The organism is Mesorhizobium sp. CA13, assembly GCF_020165235.1.
Lineage (GTDB): Bacteria > Pseudomonadota > Alphaproteobacteria > Rhizobiales > Rhizobiaceae > Mesorhizobium.
This window is the reverse complement of record NZ_JAIUHS010000001.1, coordinates 434,398-459,767: the sequence shown is the minus strand read 5'-3', so window position 1 is coordinate 459,767 and position 25,370 is coordinate 434,398. Positions and strand designations below refer to the sequence as shown.

The window sequence follows — 25,370 nt, the reverse complement described above, 5'->3', positions numbered from 1 at the left end:
CCAATCTACGTGGTTCTGTCCTGACGTCGTAGTGTCAGCAGTCTGGCCCGTCACAGCCGTTTGCGGAAATGCTCGCCGCCCACGATCAGCAGCCCTGCGGCAATGATGAGAGCAGCGCCGAAGAACACTTCGCGGCGCGGCACGTCGCCCCAGATGGCGAAGCCGAGCGCGAAGGCCCACAACAGCGAGGTGTATTCCAGCGGCGCGATGATCGAGGCCGGCGTCCGTTTCATGCCTTCGAAGAGAAGATACTGCGCCAAGCCGCCGAGCGCGCCGACGCTGGCAAGCAGAAGCAGTTCGCTCCAGCCGGGCGTCTGCCACCAGAGCAGCGCCGGCACCGCCGAGAATATCAGGAAATAGAAATTGTTGAGCAGGAGCTGGATCATCGAGCGCTCGGCAAGTGCTGTCTTGCGCAACAGCACGATGGCGATGCCCCACAGGAAAGCGGCGGCCAGAACCAGCAGCACCGGCACGGACAGGCCGAGATGGGCAGGATCGCAGGCGACGAAGACGCCGGCGAAGCCGATCGCCACCGCCAGCCAGCGCAGCATGGGCACTTTTTCGCCAAGCATCACCACGGAAAGCACGGTGACGATGATCGGGGCCGCATAATAGACGGTGGTCAGTTCGGCGAGCTGCAGGCTGCGCGCCGCATTGTAGTAGCAGAGCCAGGCCGCCAGGGTGAAGACGCTGCGCAACAGCATCGGCCACACGATCGGCGACCGCGCCGTCTCCGCATAGAGATGCCGCCCGCCGATCGCCGCGCAGGCGGTCAGTATGGTGATGCTGCGGAAGAACAGGATCTGCCAGACGCTCATGCCGGCGACCAGCAGCTTGATCGAAGCGTCCTGCGTCGAAAAAAGCAAATAGGCGGCGCCGGTCAGGAGGATACCTGCGAGAACCCTTTCGCGTGTTTCGAGAATGGCGACGTCGGCCATGCGGCAAGCGGCCTTGTGTGAAAACGGCTCCGGCCCCTGTCGGCTCCGCTCTCGCCAGCTATAGGGGCGAAACCTTGCAAGGCGCTGCTCCAGCGCCATGCTTGCGTTGGGGCAGGGTGACTCCTGATGCCACTTCTGGCGCGTCGCGGCTGATTGGTTTAGCATCGTCTCACAAAGCCGGCGCGCAAGGCTCGGCGGGCCAGGGAAACGGTGCGGATCAGGAAGCCAGCGCTCGCATAAGAGACGCCATTCGCATCATGGCAGCGGGCCCTGACAGCCGGCAGTTACGGACATCGAGACGCCGAGATCGGGGGAAGAACGCAATGCAGAAACTGCAATCGCAAGGCGTACATCACATCACGCTGGTCGGCGCCGGTCGCCAGACATCGATCGATTTCTGGGAAGGCGTTCTGGGCATGCCTTTCATTTTCGAGCAGCCCAACCTCGACAAGGCAACTGAAAGCCATCTCTATTTCGATCCCGGCGACGGGCGGCTGATCACCATCTTTACCGACGAGACCCGTACGCCGGTAAAGCGACGCACCCCGACCGACACCGGCTGCGTCCACCACATCGCCTTTGCCGTGTCGCGCGTCACCTTCCTGCAGGCGGTCGCCCGGCTTGACGAGCGCGCCATCAAGCACAGCGGCGTCAAGGACCGCGGTTTCATGGATTCGATCTATTTCGAGGATCCGCTCGGCCTGCTGATCGAACTTGCTTCCTACCGTTTCGAGCCGCCGGCCGGCTTTGGCCATGCCGACGTGCTGATGGAAGCGCACAAGCTCCGCGTCGCGCGTGGCGACTACAACATCGCCGAGGCGCATCTGGCCGACGCCATCCAGGCGCTGGTCGAGCGCTCGCGCGCGACATTGTCGGCCGACAGGACGCCGCGCAATCCATATTGATTTTTGAACAAGCAAGGGAGGAACACATGGCAAAGACAGCGACGAAGGGTGCGAGGAAGCCGGCGGCCAAGGCCACACCAAAAGCCAGGGCGAAACCAGCAGCAAAAGCTTCAACCAAGCCGGCGCCAAAAATATCGGCAAAGCCTTCGGCCAAGCCGGCGTCAAAAGCAGCAACCGCCGGCAAGACCGCGTCCAGGACCAAGGGGAAATCGGCGAAGAAACCCGCCCTGATGATCAGCATGCTGAAGCCGAGCGTCAACAACATGACGGTTCGGGTGTTTGCCCGCGCCGCCGGGCTGGACCATGCCGAGGCCGACGCCTGGGGCAGCACGCGTTCGCCCGAATTCATGGCGCGTAACCCGGCCCATCTAACCCCGATGATCGAGGACAAAGGCCTGCCGCGGGGGGTGCTTTGGGAGAGCTGCGCCATCATGCAGTATCTCGCCAACAAGCACGGGCTGGAGAAATTCTACCCCAAGGCGCCTGCCAAGCGGGCGATGATCGACAGCGCCATGTTCTACCTGATCGGCACGCTCTATCCCTATGTGGCGCGCGCCACCTATCCGGCGCTCGGTTTCCCGCAATATGCCGGCGAGGTCGGCCACAGCGACGCTCATCCCGACATGAAGTCGGAGGCGCAGAAGGCGGCGATCGCCGCCATCTCCGAACCGCTGGAGGTGTTCCACTCCTTCTTCAGGGACGGCAAGCCCTTCATTGGAGGCAAGAACCCGTCTATCGCCGACATCCGGCTGGCGGCGACACTCGAATTTCTCGCCGTCATCGACTATGCCCTGCCCGAATGGGCCAGCGACTACATGGCCGCGATGGAGAAGAAGCTCGGCGAGGCCTATGCAGGCCCGGCCAGCGACGTGCGCGGCTATATTGCCCATGTGAAGTCACAGCCCCGGGTGTGAGATCGCTTCGGCGCCGCAGGCCGGTTGAAGTCAGCCGGCAGCCAGGATGAGCTCCGCTCCGCGGAGTTCCTTCGCGCCTCCTTTGTCTGGCAGGAAAGAGGAGGGTCTGTCCGCCAGCGTATCGCGGATGCTCGTCGCACCGCGCTTCCGGCGTATCCCGTGGCGCTTACTGCGTCGCTTGGTAAAGCTCCGCCGCCGCTGCCTTGAGCGCCCGCCTTCCGTCCGGCCTGAAATACATCATGTGTCCTCCGTCCAGCACATCGACGCGGATGGGCTTTGCACCGGCGAGCGTCGGTATCTGGTTCACCAGATAGCGAGATGCCAGATAGGGCGTGACGAGATCGGTGTAGCCGTTGACGATGACGACGCCGAGCGCGGGATTGAGCGAGCGCGCCCGCTGCAGATCGTTCATCACGCCGGCATAGCCCTGCCGCGATGTGCCGTAGTCCCAATTGCGGCTGATCTCGCCATTGAGCAGCCGGTAGCTGACATCGGTGTGGTAGTTCAATTCGTCGCGGGCATAGCCGACAAAAGCCGAGGTCAATGCCGGAACGCTGCGGTCGAGCACGGGATCGGGTCCGGCGGTGCGAGCGCTTTCAGGAGCGATGTCGGCCGTGCCGATCATGGCATCATAGGGGCTGAGCACCTTGCCTTTCGCGCGGGCAAACTCCCTCGCGAAAAGGCTGGTCGGGATACGCGCGAAGTTCCGCTGCACGAGATCGAGCGGCAGGCCGGTGATCTCGGCCACCCGCTGGCTCGCCAGCCGCCCGCCTTGCTCCAGCCCGCTGGTCAGCGCCGTGAGGTAGTCGCCAAGCGCATAGCGCTCGACCGCGGCCAACTGCGCCCGCAGCGCCTCGCCCGTAACGCCGTCGGCACTGAGCCGCGCCGACGCCAGCGAGGGGAGTTCGAGGGCCCAGTGCAGCGGCTCGAATTCGTCAGGTTGCACCAGCATGAATTCCAGCGCCGGCGAGATCAGCACGATGCCGCTCGGGCTAAGGCCGATATCCTCCTGCAGCGTTCTGGCCAGCAGTGCCGCGCGAAACCCGCCATAGCTTTCCCCGGCAAGGAAAAGCGGCGAGCCGCTGCGGCCGTTCTGCGCCAGATAGAGCCGGATGAAGGCGCCGATCGAGCTGGCGTCCTGGTTGACGCCCCAGAAATCGTGGGTGTTCTGCCCAGGAGCCTCGCGGCTGTAGCCGGTGCCGACCGGATCGACAAAGACGAGGTCGGTCATGTCGAGCCAACTGTCCGGATTGTCGATGATCTTTTGCGGCGGCGGCAGGAATTCGCCGTCGGCTCCGGTCGTGATGATGCGCGGACCGAGTGCACCGAGATGCAGATAGGCGGAGGCCGCCCCGGGGCCGCCATTGAAGACGAAGGTAATGGGGCGTGGTGCCGTTTTTGCCGCGTCGGCCGGTGGCCGCAGCGTGTAGGCGACATAAAAGATCTCCGCCGTGACGTCGGCCTTGCCCGAAAGCAGCGACAGCGTGCCGGCCTTGGCCTGATAGTCCAGCTTGCGTCCGGCAACCGTGATGGAATGGCTGGTGACCTGCGGCGTCGGCAGCAGCGACAGCACACCGCCGGTCGGCGCCGGCCTCTCCGGCGTTTCAGCCAGGACAGGCTGTGCGAAGGCAGCGAGCATCAGCAGGATGAGAGAGATCAGTTTCAACTTGAACGGCATGACGCCTCCGCGAGAACGCTTGTCGCATAGCTATGGCCGATGCGATCGAAGTCAAAGGAAAGGCTTGTCCGGCTGAGACGGATCGCCTGCCATCAGGACAACGAATCCGGGTCAGCGGGTTCCGTGCAAGCCTTCTCGGTGCGCTATTGAGAGAGCATTGAATGAATAAACCCGCCTGTGCGGCGGGTCCCTGGCGCAACTCAGCACCATAACGAGATATGTACCATAGCTGCCTTCACCCCGTCAAGAAAAAATTCCTATCAGCAGAAACCGCCGGCACAAACTGACTGCCCATCGCCAGCCCTTGTTGACCCGAGACGGTCATCGGAAAACGACGGCACTCGCCAGGGATCAAACGGTTTTGAGGCCTCGTCCCTCAATCTCCATTTGGGATAGTGGTTGCGCGCCTGTGTCCCAACGCGATGATAATGTTTGCTTTCCGGTGTGATCGGGTCAAATCTCGGTCGGTTGGCGCATGCCAGCGCCAGAAACAATCGTCGAAAGGGGCAGCGAAATGGACGCCACCGCACTGAAGGCCATGCAGGCGCCGCTGAAAGAGACCTATCGCGACGATGCTTCGCGCGCGCTCATCACGCTCAGGGCCAGAGGCAGTCTCGATGACCAGTCGATCGCCTGCAAGGTCGAGACGGGCAGGGCTATCGCGATTGCCGGCTTGCATCCGGCAACCGGCGGCTCGGGGCTCGAGCTTTGCTCGGGCGACATGCTGCTGGAGGCACTGGTGGCCTGCGCCGGCGTGACGCTCAAGGCGGTGGCGACGGCGCTCGAATTCAAGCTCGGCGCCGCCACGGTCGAGGCCGAAGGCGACCTTGATTTTCGCGGCACGCTTGGCGTCGCCAAGGACGCGCCGGTCGGTTTTCGCGCCATCAGGCTGAACTTCAGTCTCGACACCGATGAGCCGCAGGAGCGCATCGATTCCTTGCTGAAACTGACCGAACGCTACTGCGTGGTGTTCCAGACCATCAACCAGAAGCCGGAGCTGACGGTCAGCGCACGGCGCTGACGCCGCAGCGCGCCCTACTGCGCTGACGGTTCCTCCGCGTCGCCCTCGTCGGTGAAGGGGGAGGCGCTCGGCACGCATTGCAGCGACCAGCCGGTCGGGGCCGGCTGCTTCTGGTATTCGGTGATGGCGGCGGTGCATTGTTCGCGCTTGTCGAACGTGCTGGGCAACACGACCATGCCGCCTTGCGGGCCGGCGATTACCAGGTACCAGACCAACGCTACGCTCGAAGCCATGGGAATTTCCTTGCTCTGCCCAGCCGGGCTTGTTGTGGGAACCGATACGATCCTATCAACTCCGCGGAAATGACGAAAGCATGACCGCGACGCAGCTTTCCGCCGCCACATCACAGCCGCGTGATGTGGCGGGCGGGCCGGTTCCGTCAATTCGTTGCGAAACAATAGAACAGGCCGTCGCCGCCGGTGCCTTTCAACGCCTCCTGGCCGCAGCCGCCGCGCGATGCGTGCGAAGAGTTCCAGGATTTGGCGGCAGCCGAATCATCGAGCCCGGTGCGGTCGTGGTGACCCATCATGGCAGCGCCTTCCGCGCCGCTCATGGTCCAGTCACCGCAGGTCTGGTCGGCGATCTTGGTACCATCGGGTTTCGAGCCGGTCAGGATATCGTGCCGGTTGGGCGTATCGCCGCGGCCGTTGACCATCTCGCCTTTTTCGTTGAGCGCCGTCTGCTTGGAGATGCCGTTGGCATCGCCGTGCAGCGAGGCGACGTCGTCGGCTATCTTGACGCCCTTGGCATTCACCCATGGCCCCTTGCCGATGCGGTCGCGCGCGTCCTCGGTGCTGGTCGACAGGTAGGCGGCCCAGGTCTTGCCGGTGACGCCGGCTGCTTCCGCCAGCGAGGCGCAATGGGCGTCCGCGCCCTTCAGGCCGCCGAGGTCTGCCCCTTTGCCCGAGCCGACGCTGGTGACGAAGAAACTCATCTTGGCATCTTGTGACAAGGCCGTGCCTGCGGCCAAGGCGGAGATAATGGCGGTGGCGGCGATGAGAATAAGTCTGCGCATGTCGGTCCTCCGGGGTTTGAGCTTCGAATATACATTCGAGGAACGCCGCCTGGAGCCGAATTCTTCCGATAAAAAGGATGCGGCTATTCCGGCTGCCGGTAGGCGACGAAACGGTTGTGCTTGGCCTGGAAGATCAATCCCGTCTCTTTCAGGTCGGGGCTTGCCAGCGGCACGATGCGTTTGGCGATCTCGGAAGGATGCGGCAGCGTTTGCGGGTCCTCGCCGGGCACGGCTTGCGCGCGCATCGCGGTGCGTGTGGCGCCGGGGTCGGCCGCGTTGACCCTGAGCGGCAGGCTCTGCGTCTCATGCGCCCAGGATCGCATCATCGTCTCGACCGCCGCCTTGGAAGCCGCGTAGGGCGCCCAGAAGGCGCGCGCCGAGTGGGCGGCATTGGATGAAAGAATGATGGCCCGGCCGGCGTCGGAGAGCCGCAGCAGCGGGTCGACCGAGCGGATCAGCCGCCAGGTCGAGGTGACGTTGATGGTCATCACCTTCTCGAAGGTTTTGGCCTCGACATGGCCGATCGGCGAGATCACGCCGAGCACGCCCGCATTGGCGACGAGAATGTCGAGCTTGCCCCAGCGCTCGTGGATGGCGCCGCCCAGGCGGTCGATGCCAGCCATATCGGCAAGGTCGAGCGGCACCAGCGTCGCTTCGCCCTTGCCGGTTTTGGTGCGCTCGGCCTTGATCTGGTCGTCGAGTTCCTCCAGTCCGCCCACCGTGCGCGCCACCGCAATGACGTGGGCGCCGGCTGCAGCCAGTTCCCTGGCGATGAAGTAGCCGATGCCCCGCGAGGCGCCGGTAACGACTGCAACGCGGCCGGAAAGGTCTAGGGTCATGCGATGGATTCCGGAAATATGGCTATGGCAACTGGCGGTGCGGAAATCCTACGCCCCGCTCGTCGCCAGCAGCGACAGCGTGCGCACATTGTCGTGGCCTTCGAAATCGAGCAGGCGGGTCGGATACTGGCCGGTGAAGCAGGCGTCGCAGAACTGCGGCTGCTCGTTGTCGCGATTGGCCTCGCCGACGGCGCGATAGAGTCCGTCGATTGACAGGAAACCGAGCGAATCGACGCGGATGAATTCGGCCATCTCCTCGATCGACATGCGTGATGCCAAAAGCTTCGATTTTTCCGGTGTATCGACGCCGTAGAAGCAGGAGGCGCTGGTCGGCGGCGAGGCAATGCGCATGTGCACTTCCTTGGCGCCCGCATCGCGCACCATCTGCACGATCTTCTGGCTGGTCGTGCCGCGCACGATGGAATCGTCGACCAGCACGACGCGCTTGCCCTCGATCATGCGGCGGTTGGCGTTGTGCTTGAGCTTGACGCCCATATGGCGAATGGAATCGCCCGGCTGGATGAAGGTGCGGCCGACATAGTGGTTGCGGATGATGCCGAGTTCGAAAGGGATGCCCGCGGCTTGCGAAAAGCCGATTGCCGCCGGCGTGCCGGAATCCGGCACCGGCACGACGATGTCGGCCTCGACCGGATTTTCCTGCGCGAGCTCCGCGCCGATGCGCTTGCGCACCTCGTAGACGTTGCGGCCTTCGACCGAAGAATCCGGGCGTGCGAAATAGACATATTCGAAGATGCAGAAGCGGGTCTTCTGCGGCTCGAACGGGAACAGGCTTTCGATGCCCTTGGAGGTAACAACGACCATTTCGCCGGGCTTCAAATCGCGCACGAAACGCGCGCCGATGATGTCGAGAGCGCAGGTTTCGGAGGCCAGGATCCAGGCGCCGTCGAGGTCGCCCAGCACCAGTGGACGGATGCCGAGCGGGTCACGGCAGCCGATCATCTTCTTGGCCGTCATCGCCACCAGCGAGAAGGCGCCCTCGACTTGGCGCACCGCATCGATGAAGCGCGAGTTCAAATCGCGCTCCTTGCTGGTGGCGACGAGGTGCAGAAGCGTCTCGGTGTCGGAGGTCGAGGAGAAGATCGCGCCCTGCTTCTGCAGCGCGCGTTGCACGGTCATGGCGTTGGTCAGATTGCCGTTATGGGCCACGGCGAAGCCGCCATCGGCCAGTTCGGCGAAGAAAGGCTGGATGTTGCGCATGCCGGCGCCACCGGTGGTGGCATAGCGCGTGTGGCCGATGGCGCGATTGCCTTGCAGGCTGTCGATGACGCGTTGCTTGGTGAAGGTGTCGCCGATCAGGCCGACATGGCGTTCGACATGGAACTGGTTGCCGTCGTAGGAGACGATGCCGGCCGCTTCCTGGCCGCGATGCTGCAGCGCGTGCAGACCGAGCGTGACGATGGCCGCCGCGTCCTGCCGGCCGAAAATGCCGAACACGCCGCATTCGTCGTGGAAGTGATCGTCAGCTTCCGCGGAAAGCACGTCGTCTGCGTCTGCCATAGGGCTCAAGCTCCGCTAAAATCGCCATATAAGGCGATAGCGCCGTGAAAGCAACGCGTCCGGCGATGGTTCACGATCATCGTCAGTCCTGGGCGCCTGTTCGGCGGCGCCCGATCACTCATCAGTTCGCCGGCGCAGCCGGGGCCGGATTGGCCGGTGCGTTGTCCGCGGGAGGCGTTCCGGCATCGCTGTCGTCAGGCGCCGGCGCATTGGCATCGTCCCCTCCCGCCGGAGCATCCGTGGCCGGTGCATCCGGTGCGGCGGGCGTTTCGGCGGCCGGCTGATTCGGATTGAGCTTCTTGAGGATGGCGTTTTCCGGATCCTCGGGCAGCAGGCTTTCGAGCTTGGCGCCGATCTGTTCCAGCAGCGGCCGCGACTTGGCCTCCGTGACCCAGGCCGGAGCCTTGGCGCCGGCCAGCCAATTGAAGAACAGCAGGGCCACAGCGACCACCAAAATGCCGCGGGCGGCGCCATAGAGGAAGCCGAGCGTGCGGTCGAGCGCGCCGATGCGGGAATCGATGATCCAGTCGGCGAGTTTCATGGTGATGACGCTGACGACGATCAAAGCGATGATGAAGACGACACCGGCAGAGGCCGCCATGGCGATCTTTTCATTGTCGATGTAGGGCTTCAGATAGGGCAGGACGGGCTTGTAGAAAAAGAATGCCGCCGCGGCCGCCGCCGCCCAGGACACGATGGACAGGACCTCGCGTGAAAAGCCGCGAACCATGGCGAGCATCGCCGAGACCAGGGTGAAGCCGACGAGAATTCCGTCAAGCAGCGTAATCGGCATCTTTGTCGCCCCACTCCCTGTCGCTCACCATCAGGTGAGCCCGTCATTCTTCGTCGTTGGCGCGGCTGCGCCGTGAGCCGGCTATGCGCGCCACGAGGTCGGCGAGCTCGGTGGGCTGGAAAGCGCCGGCCCCGATTCCTCCGACAAGTTCCTCGCTGCCCAAGGGCAGAACCGCGCTTCCGAAACCCAGCTTTTCGGCCTCCTTGAGACGCTGCTGCGCATGCGCAACCGGCCTCACGGCGCCAGAAAGGCTGATTTCGCCGAAATAGACGCAATCGGCGGGAAGGGCAAGACCGGTGAGCGAGGAAACCAGTGCGGCCGCCACCGCCACATCGGCCGCGGGCTCGGAAATGCGGTAGCCGCCGGCTACGTTCAGATAGACGTCTTGTTGGCCGAAGCGCACGCCGCAATGCGCCTCGAGCACCGCCAGGATCATCGACAGCCGAGCGCCGTCCCAGCCAACGACGGCGCGACGCGGCGTGCCGAGCGAGGAGGGCGCGACCAGCGCCTGGATTTCGACCAGCACCGGCCTTGTGCCTTCCATGCCGGCGAAAACCGCCGCTCCCGGTGATTTCGCATGGCGCTCGCCGAGGAAAAGCTCGGACGGATTGGCAACTTCGCGCAGGCCCTTGTCCGACATTTCGAAGACGCCGATCTCATCGGTCGGGCCGAAACGGTTCTTGACGGTGCGCAGGATACGGTAGTGATGGCCGCCTTCGCCCTCGAAATAGAGCACGGCGTCGACCATGTGCTCGACGACGCGCGGGCCGGCGATCTGGCCTTCCTTGGTGACATGGCCGACGAGCACGATCGCAGCACCCGTGGATTTCGCATAGCGGATCATCGCCTGGGCGGCGGCACGCACCTGGGTGACGGTGCCGGGCGCCGAATCGGCGAGGTCGGTCCACAGCGTCTGGATGGAATCGAGGATCACCAGGTCCGGCCGCTTGCCATCGGCGATCGTGGCAAGGATATCCTCGACATTGGTCTCGGCCGCGAGCTCGACCGGCGTGGAAGCGACGCCGAGGCGCTGCGCGCGCAGCCTGATCTGGGCGACCGCCTCTTCACCCGAGACATAGACGATGCGGTGGCCTCGAGAGGCAAGGGCGGCCGCAGCCTGGGTGAGCAGCGTCGACTTGCCGATACCAGGATCCCCGCCGACCAGCAGCGCCGAGCCGCGCACGAAGCCGCCGCCGGTGGCGCGGTCGAGCTCGCCGATGCCCGACACGATGCGCGGCGCGTCCTCGATATCGCCGGAAAGCGTGGTCAACACCACCGCGCGGCCCTTGCGGGCGTTGCGCGTATTGGCCGGCCCGGAACCGATGCCGCCGGACGTGCCTTCCTCGACCAGCGTGTTCCATTCGCCGCAGGCATCGCATTTGCCGGCCCAGCGCTGATGCACCGATCCGCAGTTCTGGCAGATGAACTGGACGCGGGATTTAGCCATGAAGGTGCGTCGTCCGCCAATTGCAGAAGGCAAGCACCCTACGGCCGCGCCGTAGAGCGCTTTGACCCAATGACTTTCTTGCGGTCGCGAACAAGCTTCTACTCAAACCTTTCCGCGATATGATGTTCCTCCGCCAGATCCGAGAAGCGGGTGAATTCGCCGTGGAAGGCGAGCGTGACCGTGCCCGTCGGTCCGTGACGCTGCTTGGCCACGATTACCTCGGCCTTGCCGCGCATCTCGTTCATCTCGTTTTCCCACTTGATGTACTCGTCGGTGCCGAGCTTCGGCTCGCGGTTCTTGAGGTAATATTCCTCGCGATAGACGAAGATCACGACGTCGGCGTCCTGCTCGATCGAGCCGGATTCGCGCAAGTCCGAGAGCTGCGGGCGCTTGTCGTCGCGGCTTTCGACCTGACGCGAGAGCTGCGACAGCGCGATGATCGGCACCGCGAGCTCCTTGGCCAGTGCCTTGAGGCCGGTGGTGATCTCGGTGATTTCCTGCACGCGGTTCTGCGAGGCCCTGGCGCTGGAGCCCTGCATCAGCTGGATATAGTCGATGACGATGAGATCGAGGCCGCGCTGGCGCTTCAGGCGCCGGGCGCGGGCCGAGAGCTGGGCGATCGAGATGCCGCCGGTCTGGTCGATGAACAGCGGGATCTTCTGCATGGTCTGCGAACAGGCGACCAGTTTTTCGAAGTCCATTTCGGTGATCTCGCCGCGGCGGATCTTCGAGGAGGAGATTTCCGTCTGTTCGGAGATGATACGGGTCGCGAGCTGTTCCGACGACATTTCGAGCGAGAAGAAGCCGACGACACCGCCATTCGCCGCCTTGAACGACCCGTCGGCCTGCTGCGCCGGCACATAGGCCTCGGCGACGTTGAAAGCGATGTTGGTTGCGAGCGACGTCTTGCCCATGCCCGGACGGCCGGCAAGGACGATCAGATCCGACGATTGCAGGCCGCCCATGCGGCGGTCGAGGTCGCGCATGCCGGTGGCCAGCCCCGACAGGTGCCCATCGCGCATATAGGCGGCATTGGCCATGTCGACCGCGGTCTTGACCGCATCGGTGAAGCTCTCGAAGCCGCCGTCATAGCGCCCGGTTTCGGCCAGCTCGAACAGGCGTCGTTCGGCATCCTCGATCTGCTCGGACGGCGACATGTCGACCGGCGCGTCATAGGCGATGTTGACCATGTCCTCGCCGACGGTGATCAGGGCGCGGCGCGTCGCAAGGTCATAGATGGCGCGGCCGTAATCCGTGGCATTGACGACCGTGACGGCTTCGACCGCCAACCGCACCACATATTGCGCCACCGTCATGTCGCCGACCTTCTCGTCGGCCGGCAGGAAGGTCTTCAGCGTGATCGGCGTCGCCACCTTGCCCATGCGAATCAGCTCGGCCGCGACCTCGAAGATCTTGCGATGCAGGGGTTCGTAGAAGTGGCTGGCCTTCAGGAAGTCGGAGACGCGATAGAAGGCATCGTTGTTGACGAGGATCGCGCCGAGCAGCGCCTGTTCCGCCTCGATATTGTTCGGCGCCTCGCGATAGAGCGGTTGCTCCGCCACGCCGAATTTCCGCGCTGCCTCTGCCATGATGTCCCCGATTTCGATCCCGGTCTCTCGATATCAGAATCGGAAAATTGAGTGCTGACTTATCTGCAACAGTTATCACCCAAGCAGATTTGATGCCCACTGTTCACAGAAACAAAAAACCGTCCACAGGACAGTATTCCCGTGCCCTGATTCCAGTTGACTCGACTATGTGGTGATTCTACGCGATGGCTTGGAACAAAGCAAGAACAATCATCGCGCGATCCCCAGGGCTGTATCGAGCACGTCGCCCCAGCCCGAGCGCCGCGCCGCCTTGAACAGTTCACCGTCACGCTTGCTGAAAAGCGTCTCGCCGGCACTGCCGTCCGGCCGGCAAAGCTTGAGCGCCGCCTTGCCCGAGCCGGTTTTCGGTGGCGCGATCACCCGCGCCGCGCGGACCGGCGCCGGCTGCCTCGAAGCCGCGACGTAGATGAACTTCTCGTCCTCCCATGGCACTTCGGCGTCCTTGGCCAGCCGGTGCAGGCGCGAGCGGGCGACGCGCCGCGAAAAATGACACCAGTCGGGCGGGATGAGCGGGCAGGGGGCTTCGTGCGGACAAGGTGCCAGCACATGCGCGCCCGCTTCCATCAGTTGCCGGCGAACCGCGAGAACACGCTGCCAGCCCGCCGGCGTGCCCGGCTCCACGATCAGCAGCGTGTCCGTCGTGAGCTGCCACAGCCGATCGACCATTTTCGGCAGGGATGCCGGTGCGATCTCGTCCAGCACATAGGCGCAGGTGACCAGATCCGCAGGCTGCAAACCGTCAAGGTCGATGGTCACATCGCCTGCCCGCCAGGCGATCCGGGCAGCGATCGCATCGGCGGCAAGCGCCTCGCCGACCTTGCGCACCGCAGCACTGGCTTCCAGCAAAACCGCCTGTTGGAGATCGGGCCACTGGTCCGCCGTGGCCCAAAGCACCGTGCCCGGGCCGGCGCCGACGTCGAGCAGGGTTTCCGGTGCGAATTCCGGCCGGGCCTGGTTCACTGCGTCGAGGCTGGCGCGGACGGCGGCATAGGTCGCCGGAAGCCGCGTCGCCAGATAGGCCTTGACAGCCATGTCCTGCGCCATATGCAGGCGACCGTCGCGCGTCTCGGCGCGATAGCGATCCGACAGGGTTTTCGCCGCCTGCCTGAGCACCGGCAGCGGCACGTTTTCGAGGGCACGGTCGACGGCCTGTCGAAGCGGGGCAGGCAGTTCCACGGCTCATGCTCCTCGTGGTGCGAGCAGGATGACAGAGGCACCCAGTATGCAGAGCGCCGCCCCCGCAAGGTCCCACCGGTCGGGACGCACGCTTTCCACCAGCCAGAGCCAGGCGAGCGACGCCGCGATGTAGATGCCGCCATAGGCGGCATAGGCGCGGCCGGCCGCGCTGGTGTCGACCAGGGCCAGAAGCCAGGCGAACACAAGCAACGAAACGAAACCTGGCAGCAGCCACAGCGGCGACTTCTCCAGCCGCCACCATGCCCACACCGAAAAACAGCCGCCGATCTCGGCGAGCGCCGCGGCTGAATAGAGGACATAGGTCATGAAAAAGGCCTCGCGACGATCACGAGGCCTTTTTCACGGCAGGAGCCGGGAATGGCAAGCGTCAATGCCGCAAGCGGCCTGTTCTTACTCCGCCACCTTGCGGCGCCGGGCGGGCTTGGCGGGCTTTTCGACCGGAGCCGCTTCGCGATGGCCCATGTCGCGCATTTCGAGCGCCTTTTCACATTTGACCATATAGTCGCGCGCCATCGGCAGCGTGTCGTTCTTCCTGGCAAGCTGGATCTGGAAGATGACCAGGTCCTGCCAGCGGAAGGCGGCTTCCGAGGCTGCCAAATAGAATTCCCACATGCGGCAGAAGCGCTCGTCATAGATCGCCTTGGCCTTGTCGCGGTTGGCGGCGAAGCGCTGGCCCCAATGCTTCAACGTGTCGGCATAGTGGAGCCGCAGGATTTCGATGTCCGTGACGACGAGGCCTGACTTCTCGATCGCCGGCATGACTTCGGAAAGCGCGGGAATGTAGCCGCCCGGGAAAATGTATTTTCGGATGAAGGCGCTGGTCGCCCACGGCACGCCGGAGCGGCCGATCGTGTGCAGGAGCATGACGCCGTCAGGCTTCAGCAACGTCGCGCTTTTGTCGAAGAAGGTGCGGTAATGGTTGACCCCGACATGTTCGAACATGCCGACCGAAACGATGCGGTCGAAGCGTTCGTTGAGTTCGCGGTAATCCTTCAGCTCGAAATGGACGTGGTTTTCCAGGCCCTGGGCATGGGCCCGGTCGGTGGCGACGCCGTGCTGCTCGGTCGACAGTGTCACGCCCTGTACGTCGACGTCGAAGGCCTTGGCGAGGTAGAGGCCTAGCCCGCCCCAGCCGGAGCCGATGTCGAGCACCGTCTGCCCGGCCTTCAGCCTGAGCTTGGCGGCGATGTGGCGTTTCTTGGCTGCCTGCGCCTCGTCCAGCGTCATGTCGGGCTGCTCGAAATAGGCGCAGGAATACTGCATGTCCTCATCGAGGAAGAGCCGGTAGAGGTCGCCCGACAGATCGTAGTGGCGCTGCACGTTGCGGCGCGAACGCGACGCGGTGTTGATCTGCTGCAGGCGGCGGAAGGCGTGGCGCAGGCCTTCGATGGCTTTCGACCACGTCGCGTCGATGCCGCCGCTGCCCATGTTCTGGAAAGCGATGCGCATCAGGCCAAGGACGCCACCCTCGAGGATGTCGAGTTCGCCATCCATGTAGGCTTCCGGCACGGCCAGCATCGGATCGAAGGTGATGGCGCGCTCGGCGTGCCTGGTCTTGATGTGCAGGTGCACCGGCTCGCCGCTGCCGTCACCGAACACGAATGTCGTGCCCTTGGGGCCGGTCACCTTGAGATGGCCTGTGCGCACCAGGCGGTCGAGAACGCGTTTCAACAGAATATTCATGACCCAAATGTCCCCTCTCGGTCAGACAGGCTGTCCTACTCTGCATCAATATATAGGGTTTCGAAAAGTTCCTTTTGGCACAAAAATGCCCGGGTGACGAACCCGGGCATTGGTCCAGTCTGACTTGAACTGCCAGTCTGACTGGAGCCGCCAGTCAGCCGAATGCGGCGCGCCGGCAGGCGCGCCGCGCCGATATCAGGCGTTCTCTTCGCCGCCCTCGAACTCGGCGTTCGGGTCGAAGAAGTTCTCCGGCCGGGCATTGTCGTTGATGTCGTCGCCATAGATGGCCTCGGCGGTGGTCAGCGTCTCGCCCTTGGCCTGACGCTCGGCTTCGTCGGCCGTGCGGGCGATGTTGAGCGTGATGGTGACCTCGACTTCGGGATGCAGCGCGATCGCCACGTTGGTCAGGCCGATGGTCTTGATCGGCTGGTTGAGCTGGATCTGGTTGCGGTTGACCGAAAAGCCCTCGGCCGTCAGCAGGTCGGCGATGTCGCGCGTCGACACCGAGCCGTAGAGCTGGCCGGTCTCGCCGGCCGACCGAACGGCGATGAAGCTCTTGCCGTCGAGCTGTTCGGCCACCTGCGAGGCTTCGGATTTCCGCTCGAGGTTGCGGGCCTCGAGCTGGGCGCGCTGGCCTTCGAACTTCTTCTTGTTGGCTTCGTTGGCGCGCAGCGCCTTGCCCTGCGGCAACAGGAAATTGCGGGCAAAGCCGTCCTTGACCTTGACGGTCTCGCCCATCTGGCCGAGGCGGGAAACGCGTTCGAGAAGAATGACTTCCATGGTTTTGTTCCTTTCGTTGGGCACCAATCGAGGGATCGGCACCGGATTCTCTGGAACAGGTCAGGAAGCAAAAGGGCGTTGCCGCCGGTGTCGCTGTCCTGCCTGTCGCGGCAGTTAGAGGTTTGACCTCAACTCGGGATTTGATGTGCAATCCAGCGGCGCCCGTCGCCGTGGAAGAGAAGCGGGGGGGGGCGCCGCCCGCGTCAAGGATTAGCGAACCACGTAGGGCAGCAGGCCGAGGAAGCGGGCGCGCTTGATCGCCTTGGCGAGCTCACGCTGCTTCTTCTGGCTGACGGCGGTGATGCGCGACGGCACGATCTTGCCGCGCTCGGAAATGTAGCGCTGCAGGAGGCGCACGTCCTTGTAGTCGATCTTGGGCGCGTTGGCGCCCGAGAACGGGCAGGTCTTGCGGCGGCGATGGAACGGGCGCCGGGTCGGGATCTGGTTGATGTCGACCATTATTCTGCACCCCCTTCAAAGCCTTCGCGCGGACGGCGCGGACCACGATCGCCACCGGCGTCGCCGCCGAAGCTGCGTGGCGGACGATCGCCGCGATCACGGTCGCCGAACGAGCGCGGACCACGGTCGCCGCGGTCACGGTCGCCGAAGCCGCCGCGTTCCGAGCGCTCTTCGCGCTTCTGCATCATGGCGGAGGGACCTTCCTCATGCGCATCGACCTTGATGGTCAGAAAACGCAGCACGTCCTCGGACAGGCCCATCTGGCGCTCCATTTCGTTGAGCGCTGCCGGCGGGCAGTCAAGATCCATCAGCGTGTAGTATGCCTTCCGGTTCTTGTTGACCCGGTAGGTGAGGGACTTCAGTCCCCAGTTCTCGACCCGGCCGACGGACCCGCCATTGGCGGAGATGACGCCCTTGTACTGTTCGACAAGCGCATCGACCTGCTGCTGCGAGAGGTCCTGCCGGGCAAGAAACACATGTTCGTAAAGAGCCATTATGTCTTTTCGCCTTTCTTCGTTTCTCTCCCGGTTCCCGGCGGCAAAAGCCTCTGCAACTTCTCTGACCCGCCAGGAGCGGGGAAGAAAGGAGCATGACGAGACGGTCGAGAGCGGAGACACGGGAGGCGGAAGCGCTTTTGGCTTCACGCGAAGGTTTCGAAAACCTCCGGCCCTCCGTTCAGCCCCCAGCTGGGACCGGCAGATTGGCGGCGTCTATATAGCAATCCACATGGAAGGCAAGAGCAGGCGGCAATCCCGGATGTCGCAGGGCCGGAAAAACCGGCATGTGCGGCGACGGGACGTCATGGTTCCCGGAAACCAGACCTTAACCACCATGACAGGTGTATGGGGTTGCGGCCCCGGCATCAACCGCCGATTCATCATGTCTGGCGCAAAAAGCGGCATCCCGCTGTCAGCAACGGGCTAGGCATTTCCGGGGGTAAGGATGCTTCTCAAGAAATTCTGGCGCTCGAAAAGCGGCAATTTCGCGCTTTTGCTCGGGATCGGCTTGCCGGCCATCCTGTCGGCGGTGGCCTTCGCAACCGATGTCTCCACCATCATGCGGGCCAAGAGCAACTTGCAGAATGCGCTCGACGCGGCAAATCTCGCTTCCTCGCATCTCGGCGATCTGGACATCACCCGCACCGACGCCTTCAACCGCTATTTCCAGGCCAACGTAGCCGGACATGGCGAGCTCACAAATGCGCAGGCGACGCTGACCGTCGACAGGGGCGTCAATTTCGTCAAGACGAAGGCGGTGGCCTCGGCGGACGTCAATTTGAACTTCGCCTTCCTGTTCGGCCAGAACAGACACATCGTGGTCGATGCCTCGGCGGTCGAATCGAACAACCAGCTCGAAGTCGTGCTGGTGCTGGACAACACCGGCTCGATGGCCGGCGCCAAAATTGCTGCCCTCAAGACAGCGACGGACAATCTGCTCAAATATCTGGAAGCGGCGCAATCACCGACGCGCAAGGTCCGCGTGGCGCTGGTTCCCTTCGTCACGGCTGTCAATGTTAATGGCGATGGGTTCGACCCGTCCTGGATCGATATGGACGGCAAGTCATCCACCAATGGAATCAATTTCCCCATCATCAAGGGCAGGCGTCCCAATCACATGGCGCTGTTCAGGCAGTTGATGAAAGATCCGGCCTCTGCCGCCAGGTTGACGGGGTGGAAGGACGACAAGGGGGAGGATACGGGTTGGAAAGGCTGCGTCGAGGCGCGCCCTGGTGCCCTTAATATCGCCGATACGCCGCCCGATCCCCGTTACCCCGACACTCTGTTCGTGCCGTATTTCGCGCCGGACAGTCCGGGAAATGGCACGAGACCTTCCAGCGGCTATTCAAACGACGCCTATCACTACAACAATTCCTTTATCGACGACGCCCCCGATGAGACCAAACTAGCTCAGAATGGCGGACTGAATATTCTCGGAATAGATCTGAGCGGCTTGCTTGGAAGTGCTGCCGGCGTTTTGAGGGGTGATCTTGAAACGGTCGCCAAATATGTGGCGCCGCAGAACACCGCCATTGCCACCGCGGTCACAAACGATCCAAACGCTTTGCAACTGACGGTAGGGCCAAACCGGTCCTGTCCCTCGCCAATCGTCCCCTTGACGGAAGACTTTACAAAGCTTCGCCAGGCGGCCGCCAAGATGCTTGCATGGGCGGGGTCCGGCACCAATGTTTCCGAGGGCCTGGCCTGGGGCCAGCGGGTGTTGTCGCCGAGTGCGCCCTATGTTGAGGGGACGCCTTGGAAGACGCCCGGGGTGAGCAAGATCGTCATGTTGCTCACCGACGGGGAGAATGTCGTCTACGGCGCCAGCAACGAGACGACCAAGTCCGACTATACGTCCTATGGTTTTCTCGCCGGCTCAGCCTATGGCGCTGCCGGTCGGCTTGGATCGGACAATCAGACGACCGCCGCGCGCAATGTCGACGGATGGACCAAAAGCGTCTGCACGCAGCTGAAGAACCAGGGCGCCGAAATCTACACGATGGTGCTGCAATCCGACACCGCCGCCAACCGCACGCTTTACAGCGCTTGCGCCTCGGATCCCAGCGACTATTACGCCGTCAACGATCCAAACAAACTGCCGAACGTGTTCCAGCAGATCGCCAACAAATTCTCGAAATTGCAACTGACGAATTGAACGCTCGACCCGCTGGGCGGCATCCAGAAGGATGCCGCGAATCTCAGCTCATATGGGCGACGACCTTGTCCACCGTTTCGGGGAAGAAGTCGGGCGCCGCGTGGCGTTTGCCGAACATCATGTCGTATTGCAGCAGCCGGAAATCGCGGATTGCCGGGTCGATTTCCTTCTGCCGCGCCCAATCGGGCGTGGCTTCTCCCGCCGGCGTCAACAGCAGATTGCGGTCGACCACGCGGTAGCGTTCGCGCATCTCTCCCAGGAAGCCGGTGTAGTAGGGGTGGGTGATGCCGGCCGTTTTCAGGATGTGATAGGGCAGGAAGGCGGGGCTGACGGCGCCCATGTCCTTGGCCGGGCCGGTGCGGTTCGACCAGATGATCAGCGGCGTTTGATGATGCTCCAGCGCCGCCTCGGCGGAAGCCTCCTTCCTCGGCGCGACATTGTCCTTCATGAACCCGGTCTCGACATAGACCGGCCCAAGTGGCGGCAGATGGTCGCCGAAGAAGGCGATGACGGTGGGGCGAGAGCGTTTCTTTGCCCATTCGACCAGGCGTCCGAGACCGCGGTCCGCGTCCGCCGAGCCCTCGGTGTAACTCAGCAGCGATTCACGCGCCCATTGGCTGATCGGCGCCTGCACGGTGTGGGTCGGGTTGTAGTAGCGGTTCGGCTCGTAAGGGCCGTGGTTCTGCAGGCTGACGGCAAAGAAGAACACCGGGGCATCGCTGGCATCGGCCTCGCTGATGATCTCGTCCGTCATCGCCGCGTCGGATGCCAGCGGCCCGCGCTTTTGCATCGGCGGCAGCGTCTCTTCCGATCTGAAGTCGTCGAAGCCGAAATCGGCATAGACCGCGCCGCGGTTCCAGAACCAGTTGGTGCCCGGATGGATGGCGCGCGCCCTGTAGCCCTCCCTCTTCAGGAAAGTCGCCAGCGACGGCGTCGGCGTGCGCACATATTGCTGGTAGGGGATGCTGCCGGCCGGCAGGAAGGCGTTGGAGAAGCCGGTCAGTGCCTCGAACTCGATGTTGGCGGTCATGCCGCCGAATTCGGGTGAGAACATGGAGCCCGAACGCAGCGCCCGCACGTTGGGGATCGGATCGGGCGTGATGGTGACCCCGGGCAGCTTGGTCGGATCCCAGAAGGATTCGCTCATGACGACGATGATGTCGGGCTTTTCCTGGGGCACAGAGGCGGTCACCTGCGGCCTGTCGATGGCCGCGATCGTCTTTTCCGAATAGCCTGGCGGCGCCGAGACATGCGCCATCGGCACGTTAAGCGCGAAGGCGAGCGCAAAGCCGTTGGAGGCGTAATTTTCCTTCTGGTCCCACATGATCGGGATGATCTGCAGCCGGTCCCGGGTCCAGGAGAAGGTAGCATAGTCCATGATCGAGACGAAGAAGGCGAGCAGCGGCACCGCCAGCGTCAGCCGGGCGAGACGGCCCTTGCGACTGAGTATCGGCACCTTTCGACGCCAGACCCGCCAGCCATAGATGAGCAGCGACAGGCCGGCGACGATGCCGACAACCATGGCAAGGGCAGTCATCGGGCGGTCACGCACCAGAAGCGGCAGCAGCGCCACGATCTGGCGGGAGTAGAGGAAATCGGTCGGGTAGAGGGGATCGCCGAGATAATGCGATTTCTGATGACCGATGAAAGCCAGCGAGAGCGTCAGCGGCGCGACGATCATCAGGCTTTGATAGCTGCGGCCGAAAACGGCATCGAGGCCGATCAGAACCAGGGCGAACACCACGATCGTGGTCCAGCCCGGCTTGAGCGGCTGCAGGAAGAAGGAAACCGTGCCGGCGAAGTCGCCGCGCACGATCAATTCGATGGCGAACACCAGGACGGCCGCGATCAGCAGGCTGGTCAGCCCATAGCGTATGGTCGGCCACTTCCGTCCCGGCAGGTAGCCGGTGGAAGGATCGTCTTCCAGAAACTGTGGCGCGGCTTTGCCTGCGCCTTTCGAAATCCTAGCCACTTTAACTTCCCCACCCAGCGACAGACCCGTCACTCGATTGTCATGGAATTGTCACGCAAAGCTAGCGCCTGTGGCGGAAATAAGAAGAGCCAGCAAACGATTCGTGAGCGGTTTTCATCAGGAGTGATCGCCAAAAAGCCTTTTGGAACAGTCACTCGGCCCGCAAAGCTGCCGAGCGGCCGGGCCGAACCGGGCTTGACTTGGCAGGCCGCGTTGCGTCACAGGCAGGAAAATTCGTGTATCAGGCAAGCAGAACCGAGCTTTGGGAGCCCACACATGGCCGTTGCATTCACCTTCCCGGGACAAGGCAGCCAGGCTGTCGGCATGGGCAAGGACCTCGCCGATGCCTTCCCCGAGGCGCGTAGGGTTTTTAGCGAAGTCGACGACGCGCTCGGCGAAAACCTGTCGAAGCTGATCTGGGAAGGGCCGGAAGAGACGCTGACGCTGACCGCCAACGCGCAGCCGGCGCTGATGGCTGTATCGCTGGCCGCGATCAGGGCCTTGGAAGCGCGCGGTTTCTCGCTGAAGGACAAGGTCGCTTACGTCGCCGGCCATTCGCTGGGCGAGTATTCGGCGCTCGCCGCCGCCGGCTTCGTTTCGGTTGCCGATGCCGCCAGGCTGCTGCGCATCCGCGGCAATGCCATGCAAGCGGCGGTGCCGGCCGGCGAAGGCGCCATGGCGGCGATCATCGGGCTGGAGCAGGCCGATGTCGAAGCCGCCTGCGCCGAGGCTGCCAAAGGCTCGGTCTGCCAGATCGCCAACGACAATGGCGGTGGCCAGCTGGTGATTTCCGGCGCCAGGGCAGCGGTCGAACTGGCCGCCAAACTGTGCACGGAAAAAGGCGCCAAGCGGGCGCTGATGCTGCAGGTCTCCGCGCCCTTCCATTCGGCGCTGATGGCGCCTGCCGCCGAGATCATGCGGGAAGCGCTGGCTGGCGTAACAAAGAACGCGCCTGTTGTGCCGCTCGTCTCCAATGTCACGGTCACTCCGACCAGCGATCCCGACGTCATTGCGCGCCGTCTGTTCGAACAGGTGATCGGCCGCGTGCGCTGGCGCGAGACAGTGGAGTGGTTCGGCGCGAACGGCGTCACCACGCTCTATGAAGTCGGCGCGGGAAAAGTGCTTTCAGGGCTGGCCCGGCGCATAAACCGCGACATCGCCACGACATCGGTCGGAACCGCGGCGGAGGTCGAGGCCGCATTGGCGGCGCTCGGGTGAAGCGCCGCGTGTGAATTGATGGCGCGGCTTGTATCGCTGAAGATATTCCGTTGATGATGGCAATCGGACACCGGCACGACGTATACAGATAAGGTTGCTCGCTGAGCTTCCGAAACCAAAGAGGAAAACACATGTTCGAACTGACCGGCCGCAAGGCACTTGTCACCGGCGCGTCGGGAGGCATCGGCGAGGCGATCGCCAGGGTGTTGCATGCGCAGGGCGCCGTCGTCGGCCTGCACGGCACGCGCATCGAGAAACTGGAGGCGCTGGCCGCCGAACTTGGCGACCGGGTGAAGCTGTTTCCGGCCGACCTGTCGAACCGCGACGAGGTCAAGGCGCTCGGCCAGAAAGCGGAGGCCGATCTCGAGGGCGTCGACATCCTGGTCAACAATGCCGGCATCACCAAGGACGGACTGTTCGTGCGCATGTCGGACGCCGACTGGGACAGCGTGCTCGAAGTCAACCTGACGGCCGTGTTCAGGCTGACGCGAGAGTTGACCCATCCGATGATGCGCCGCCGCCACGGCCGCATCATCAACATTACCTCGGTGGTCGGCGTCACCGGCAATCCCGGCCAGACCAACTACTGCGCCTCCAAGGCCGGCATGATCGGCTTTTCCAAATCGCTGGCGCAGGAGATCGCCACCCGCAGCATAACCGTCAACTGTGTCGCCCCGGGCTTCATCGAATCGGCGATGACCGACAAGCTCAACGACAAGCAGAAGGAGGCGATCATGGCCGCGATCCCGACGCGCCGCATGGGCACCAGCGCCGAAGTGGCGTCCGCCGTCGCCTACCTTGCCTCCAACGAGGCCGGCTACGTCACCGGTCAAACCATCCATGTGAACGGCGGTATGGCGATGATCTGATCGGGTCGGCCAAAGCATGCATTTCGGGCCGGGCCCGGGCATTCGCGGTGGCTTTGAGACGGCGACAGGCAACGCTCGGGCGGGCTGTGAAAAGCGACCATTTCGGCTTGGACGCCCACGATTTTTCGTGTAATGCGGCCCGCAACCCCGCGGTTCGGGCAAAAACCGGTCTGCGGCCATTGCGTTTCCGGCGGGACCATCTTTCAGCTTGATTAGCGGCATTCCGCCCGCTAACGAAGACAGACAACCAAAAGACGAGGATGCCCCAAATGAGTGACACCGCAGAGCGCGTCAAGAAGATTGTCATCGAGCACCTGGGCGTCGATGCCGACAAGGTGACGGAGCAGGCGAGCTTCATCGATGATCTGGGCGCCGACAGTCTCGACACGGTCGAACTCGTCATGGCGTTCGAAGAAGAATTCGGCGTCGAGATCCCCGACGACGCGGCTGAAACCATCCTGACGGTGGGCGATGCCGTGAAGTACATCGACAAGGCTTCGGCCTGACGCTTTCCGCAGTCATCACCGGGGAGGACCTGCGATGAGGCGTGTCGTCGTCACGGGCCTTGGGTTGCTGTCGCCGTTCGGCATGGGCTTCGAGCACAGCTGGAAGGAACTTCTGACCGGCCGCAGCGCCGCCAAGCGCATCACCGAGTTCGAGGTGGAGGATCTTGCCTGCAAGATCGCCCATGTCGTTCCGCGTGGTGACGGCAGCAACGCCACCTTCAATCCCGAGGCGGTGCTCGAGCCGAAGGAACTGCGCAAGATCGGCGACTTCATCCTGTACGGGATCGCAGCCGCCGACGAGGCGCTGAAGGATTCCGGCTGGCAGCCGAAGACCCATGCCGAGCAGTGCGCCACCGGCGTTCTGATCGGTTCGGGCATTGGCGGCATCGAAGGCATCGCCGAGAATGCGATGATCCTGAAGGAGCGCGGCCCGCGCCGCATCAGCCCCTTCTTCATCCCGGGCCAGATCATCAATCTCGTCTCCGGCCAGGTTTCGATCCGGCATGGGCTGAAAGGCCCCAATCATGCCGTCGTCACCGCTTGCTCGACCGGCGCGCATGCGATCGGCGACGCTGCCCGGCTGATCATCTGGGGCGATGCCGACGTGATGGTCGCCGGCGGCGCCGAAGCGCCCGTGACGCGACTGTCTATCGCTGGCTTCGCTGCCTGCCGTGCGCTGTCGACCGAGCGCAACGACGCGCCGCAAACGGCGTCGCGGCCTTATGACCGTGATCGCGACGGCTTCGTCATGGGCGAGGGCGCCGGCGTCGTCGTGCTTGAGGAACTCGAGCATGCCAAGGCACGCGGCGCGAAGATCTATGCGGAGGTGACCGGCTACGGCCTGACCGGCGACGCCTATCATATCACCGCACCGGCTGAAGACGGCGACGGGGCCTTCCGTTGCATGACGGCGGCGTTGAACCGGGCAAAGCTGACGCCCGCCGATGTCGATTACATCAACGCGCACGGCACTTCGACCATGGCCGACACGATCGAGCTCGGCGCCGTCGAGCGGCTGGTCGGCAACGCCGCATCGAAGATTTCGATGTCGTCGACCAAATCGTCGATCGGCCATCTCCTCGGCGCGGCAGGGGCTGCCGAAGCGATCTTTTCGATCCTCGCCATCCGCGACAACATCGCGCCGGCAACCATCAACCTTGACAATCCGGAACGTGAGACCGCGATCGACCTGGTGCCGAACAAACCGCGTGCCCGCCAGATCGACGTGGCGTTGTCCAATTCCTTCGGCTTCGGCGGCACCAACGCTTCGCTGGTCTTTCAGCGCTACAATGGCTGACCGTCCGCCTGCCGGACGGCGCCTCGGCGTGTCGTCAATTTTGCCATATTCGCCCCTAC

At 63.6% G+C, this 25,370-nt stretch carries 24 protein-coding genes; 8 read left to right on the top strand and 16 right to left on the bottom strand.

All coding sequences use genetic code 11. From position 1 onward, the window contains the following. Nucleotides 1–50: 50 nt before the first annotated feature. Nucleotides 51–938: a DMT family transporter gene (locus tag LB566_RS02385; RefSeq protein WP_224622864.1), complete on the bottom strand. Its 888-nt coding sequence runs from the start codon at nucleotides 936–938 to the stop codon at nucleotides 51–53. Between the two features lie 323 nt (nucleotides 939–1,261). On the opposite strand from LB566_RS02385, the gene LB566_RS02380 reads away from it, so the two are divergent. Beyond that, nucleotides 1,262–1,843 carry a VOC family protein gene (locus tag LB566_RS02380; protein ID WP_140549302.1) on the top strand — a complete coding sequence of 194 codons (582 nt, stop codon included), beginning with the start codon at nucleotides 1,262–1,264 and terminating at the stop codon, nucleotides 1,841–1,843. 26 nt (nucleotides 1,844–1,869) lie between these two features. Further along, complete coding sequence (locus tag LB566_RS02375) at nucleotides 1,870–2,757, top strand: glutathione S-transferase family protein (protein ID WP_140549301.1); 888 nt, start codon at nucleotides 1,870–1,872, stop codon at nucleotides 2,755–2,757. Nucleotides 2,758–2,923: 166 nt separating this feature from the next. Here the strand turns inward: LB566_RS02375 and LB566_RS02370 are convergent, their stop codons facing one another. Further along, entirely contained in the window at nucleotides 2,924–4,435 is a 1,512-nt protein-coding gene (locus tag LB566_RS02370; protein ID WP_140549300.1) for a S10 family peptidase, read from the bottom strand. Nucleotides 4,436–4,949: 514 nt separating this feature from the next. Here LB566_RS02370 and LB566_RS02365 point away from each other — a divergent pair. Next, complete coding sequence (locus LB566_RS02365; RefSeq protein WP_140549299.1) at nucleotides 4,950–5,456, top strand: OsmC family protein; 507 nt, start codon at nucleotides 4,950–4,952, stop codon at nucleotides 5,454–5,456. Nucleotides 5,457–5,470: 14 nt separating this feature from the next. On the opposite strand, the gene LB566_RS02360 is transcribed toward LB566_RS02365, so the two are convergent. From LB566_RS02360 to rpsF, 13 genes are all read right to left on the bottom strand, one after another. Continuing rightward, nucleotides 5,471–5,689: a hypothetical protein gene (locus LB566_RS02360; RefSeq protein ID WP_140549298.1), complete on the bottom strand. Its 219-nt coding sequence runs from the start codon at nucleotides 5,687–5,689 to the stop codon at nucleotides 5,471–5,473. A 146-nt stretch (nucleotides 5,690–5,835) separates the two neighbouring features. After that, complete coding sequence (locus LB566_RS02355; RefSeq protein ID WP_224622861.1) at nucleotides 5,836–6,471, bottom strand: hypothetical protein; 636 nt, start codon at nucleotides 6,469–6,471, stop codon at nucleotides 5,836–5,838. A gap of 83 nt (nucleotides 6,472–6,554) precedes the next feature. Continuing rightward, the gene (locus LB566_RS02350) at nucleotides 6,555–7,310 is read right to left on the bottom strand and encodes an SDR family NAD(P)-dependent oxidoreductase (RefSeq protein WP_224622859.1); all 756 of its coding nucleotides are present in this window, start codon (nucleotides 7,308–7,310) and stop codon (nucleotides 6,555–6,557) included. 48 nt (nucleotides 7,311–7,358) lie between these two features. Then, nucleotides 7,359–8,828: an amidophosphoribosyltransferase gene (purF, locus tag LB566_RS02345; protein ID WP_224622857.1), complete on the bottom strand. Its 1,470-nt coding sequence runs from the start codon at nucleotides 8,826–8,828 to the stop codon at nucleotides 7,359–7,361. A gap of 121 nt (nucleotides 8,829–8,949) precedes the next feature. Further along, the gene (locus LB566_RS02340; RefSeq protein WP_140494478.1) at nucleotides 8,950–9,621 is read right to left on the bottom strand and encodes a CvpA family protein; all 672 of its coding nucleotides are present in this window, start codon (nucleotides 9,619–9,621) and stop codon (nucleotides 8,950–8,952) included. A gap of 43 nt (nucleotides 9,622–9,664) precedes the next feature. After that, a complete protein-coding gene (gene radA, locus LB566_RS02335; protein ID WP_224622855.1) occupies nucleotides 9,665–11,068 on the bottom strand; it encodes a DNA repair protein RadA in 1,404 nt (467 codons plus the stop codon). Between the two features lie 98 nt (nucleotides 11,069–11,166). Continuing rightward, nucleotides 11,167–12,657: a replicative DNA helicase gene (locus LB566_RS02330; RefSeq protein WP_140549294.1), complete on the bottom strand. Its 1,491-nt coding sequence runs from the start codon at nucleotides 12,655–12,657 to the stop codon at nucleotides 11,167–11,169. Between the two features lie 210 nt (nucleotides 12,658–12,867). Next, a complete protein-coding gene (locus LB566_RS02325) occupies nucleotides 12,868–13,854 on the bottom strand; it encodes a small ribosomal subunit Rsm22 family protein (RefSeq protein ID WP_224622853.1) in 987 nt (328 codons plus the stop codon). A gap of 3 nt (nucleotides 13,855–13,857) precedes the next feature. Beyond that, on the bottom strand, nucleotides 13,858–14,181 hold the full coding sequence (locus LB566_RS02320) for a YnfA family protein (RefSeq protein ID WP_224622851.1): 324 nt from the start codon (nucleotides 14,179–14,181) through the stop codon (nucleotides 13,858–13,860). An 84-nt stretch (nucleotides 14,182–14,265) separates the two neighbouring features. Beyond that, complete coding sequence (locus LB566_RS02315) at nucleotides 14,266–15,558, bottom strand: SAM-dependent methyltransferase (protein ID WP_224622850.1); 1,293 nt, start codon at nucleotides 15,556–15,558, stop codon at nucleotides 14,266–14,268. Between the two features lie 195 nt (nucleotides 15,559–15,753). Further along, on the bottom strand, nucleotides 15,754–16,338 hold the full coding sequence (gene rplI / locus LB566_RS02310; protein ID WP_140549290.1) for a 50S ribosomal protein L9: 585 nt from the start codon (nucleotides 16,336–16,338) through the stop codon (nucleotides 15,754–15,756). A gap of 210 nt (nucleotides 16,339–16,548) precedes the next feature. Next, entirely contained in the window at nucleotides 16,549–16,797 is a 249-nt protein-coding gene (gene rpsR, locus LB566_RS02305) for a 30S ribosomal protein S18 (RefSeq protein WP_006203718.1), read from the bottom strand. Beyond that, nucleotides 16,797–17,291 (bottom strand): 30S ribosomal protein S6, encoded by a 495-nt coding sequence (rpsF, locus tag LB566_RS02300; RefSeq protein ID WP_140494463.1) that lies wholly within the window; start codon nucleotides 17,289–17,291, stop codon nucleotides 16,797–16,799. The genes rpsR and rpsF overlap by 1 nt, the downstream gene beginning before the upstream one ends. Nucleotides 17,292–17,739: 448 nt before the next feature. On the opposite strand from rpsF, the gene LB566_RS02295 reads away from it, so the two are divergent. Next, the gene (locus tag LB566_RS02295; RefSeq protein WP_224622848.1) at nucleotides 17,740–19,449 is read left to right on the top strand and encodes a pilus assembly protein; all 1,710 of its coding nucleotides are present in this window, start codon (nucleotides 17,740–17,742) and stop codon (nucleotides 19,447–19,449) included. Between the two features lie 43 nt (nucleotides 19,450–19,492). Here LB566_RS02295 and LB566_RS02290 read toward each other — a convergent pair whose 3' ends face one another. Continuing rightward, a complete protein-coding gene (locus LB566_RS02290; RefSeq protein WP_224622846.1) occupies nucleotides 19,493–21,421 on the bottom strand; it encodes an LTA synthase family protein in 1,929 nt (642 codons plus the stop codon). Between the two features lie 276 nt (nucleotides 21,422–21,697). On the opposite strand from LB566_RS02290, the gene fabD reads away from it, so the two are divergent. The 4 genes from fabD to fabF all read left to right on the top strand — a co-directional run bounded on the left by fabD (nucleotide 21,698) and on the right by fabF (nucleotide 25,311). Beyond that, nucleotides 21,698–22,639, top strand: a complete 942-nt coding sequence (fabD, locus tag LB566_RS02285; RefSeq protein ID WP_224622844.1) for an ACP S-malonyltransferase — start codon at nucleotides 21,698–21,700, stop codon at nucleotides 22,637–22,639. Between the two features lie 131 nt (nucleotides 22,640–22,770). Further along, on the top strand, nucleotides 22,771–23,508 hold the full coding sequence (gene fabG / locus LB566_RS02280) for a 3-oxoacyl-[acyl-carrier-protein] reductase (protein WP_140549287.1): 738 nt from the start codon (nucleotides 22,771–22,773) through the stop codon (nucleotides 23,506–23,508). A gap of 269 nt (nucleotides 23,509–23,777) precedes the next feature. Beyond that, nucleotides 23,778–24,014, top strand: coding sequence for an acyl carrier protein (locus LB566_RS02275; RefSeq protein WP_006203723.1), 237 nt, complete (start codon nucleotides 23,778–23,780; stop codon nucleotides 24,012–24,014). Between the two features lie 34 nt (nucleotides 24,015–24,048). Next, a complete protein-coding gene (gene fabF, locus LB566_RS02270; RefSeq protein ID WP_140494455.1) occupies nucleotides 24,049–25,311 on the top strand; it encodes a beta-ketoacyl-ACP synthase II in 1,263 nt (420 codons plus the stop codon). Nucleotides 25,312–25,370: the final 59 nt, after the last annotated feature.

Coding starts and splice junctions, on each gene's coding strand:
- LB566_RS02385 (WP_224622864.1), bottom strand. CDS start 938: ATGGCCGACGTCGCCATTCTCGAAACACGCGAAAGGGTTCTCGCAGGT.
- LB566_RS02380 (WP_140549302.1), top strand. CDS start 1,262: ATGCAGAAACTGCAATCGCAAGGCGTACATCACATCACGCTGGTCGGC.
- LB566_RS02375 (WP_140549301.1), top strand. CDS start 1,870: ATGGCAAAGACAGCGACGAAGGGTGCGAGGAAGCCGGCGGCCAAGGCC.
- LB566_RS02370 (WP_140549300.1), bottom strand. CDS start 4,435: ATGCCGTTCAAGTTGAAACTGATCTCTCTCATCCTGCTGATGCTCGCT.
- LB566_RS02365 (WP_140549299.1), top strand. CDS start 4,950: ATGGACGCCACCGCACTGAAGGCCATGCAGGCGCCGCTGAAAGAGACC.
- LB566_RS02360 (WP_140549298.1), bottom strand. CDS start 5,689: ATGGCTTCGAGCGTAGCGTTGGTCTGGTACCTGGTAATCGCCGGCCCG.
- LB566_RS02355 (WP_224622861.1), bottom strand. CDS start 6,471: ATGCGCAGACTTATTCTCATCGCCGCCACCGCCATTATCTCCGCCTTG.
- LB566_RS02350 (WP_224622859.1), bottom strand. CDS start 7,310: ATGACCCTAGACCTTTCCGGCCGCGTTGCAGTCGTTACCGGCGCCTCG.
- purF (WP_224622857.1), bottom strand. CDS start 8,828: ATGGCAGACGCAGACGACGTGCTTTCCGCGGAAGCTGACGATCACTTC.
- LB566_RS02340 (WP_140494478.1), bottom strand. CDS start 9,621: ATGCCGATTACGCTGCTTGACGGAATTCTCGTCGGCTTCACCCTGGTC.
- radA (WP_224622855.1), bottom strand. CDS start 11,068: ATGGCTAAATCCCGCGTCCAGTTCATCTGCCAGAACTGCGGATCGGTG.
- LB566_RS02330 (WP_140549294.1), bottom strand. CDS start 12,657: ATGGCAGAGGCAGCGCGGAAATTCGGCGTGGCGGAGCAACCGCTCTAT.
- LB566_RS02320 (WP_224622851.1), bottom strand. CDS start 14,181: ATGACCTATGTCCTCTATTCAGCCGCGGCGCTCGCCGAGATCGGCGGC.
- LB566_RS02315 (WP_224622850.1), bottom strand. CDS start 15,558: ATGAATATTCTGTTGAAACGCGTTCTCGACCGCCTGGTGCGCACAGGC.
- rplI (WP_140549290.1), bottom strand. CDS start 16,338: ATGGAAGTCATTCTTCTCGAACGCGTTTCCCGCCTCGGCCAGATGGGC.
- rpsR (WP_006203718.1), bottom strand. CDS start 16,797: ATGGTCGACATCAACCAGATCCCGACCCGGCGCCCGTTCCATCGCCGC.
- rpsF (WP_140494463.1), bottom strand. CDS start 17,291: ATGGCTCTTTACGAACATGTGTTTCTTGCCCGGCAGGACCTCTCGCAG.
- LB566_RS02295 (WP_224622848.1), top strand. CDS start 17,740: ATGCTTCTCAAGAAATTCTGGCGCTCGAAAAGCGGCAATTTCGCGCTT.
- fabD (WP_224622844.1), top strand. CDS start 21,698: ATGGCCGTTGCATTCACCTTCCCGGGACAAGGCAGCCAGGCTGTCGGC.
- fabG (WP_140549287.1), top strand. CDS start 22,771: ATGTTCGAACTGACCGGCCGCAAGGCACTTGTCACCGGCGCGTCGGGA.
- LB566_RS02275 (WP_006203723.1), top strand. CDS start 23,778: ATGAGTGACACCGCAGAGCGCGTCAAGAAGATTGTCATCGAGCACCTG.
- fabF (WP_140494455.1), top strand. CDS start 24,049: ATGAGGCGTGTCGTCGTCACGGGCCTTGGGTTGCTGTCGCCGTTCGGC.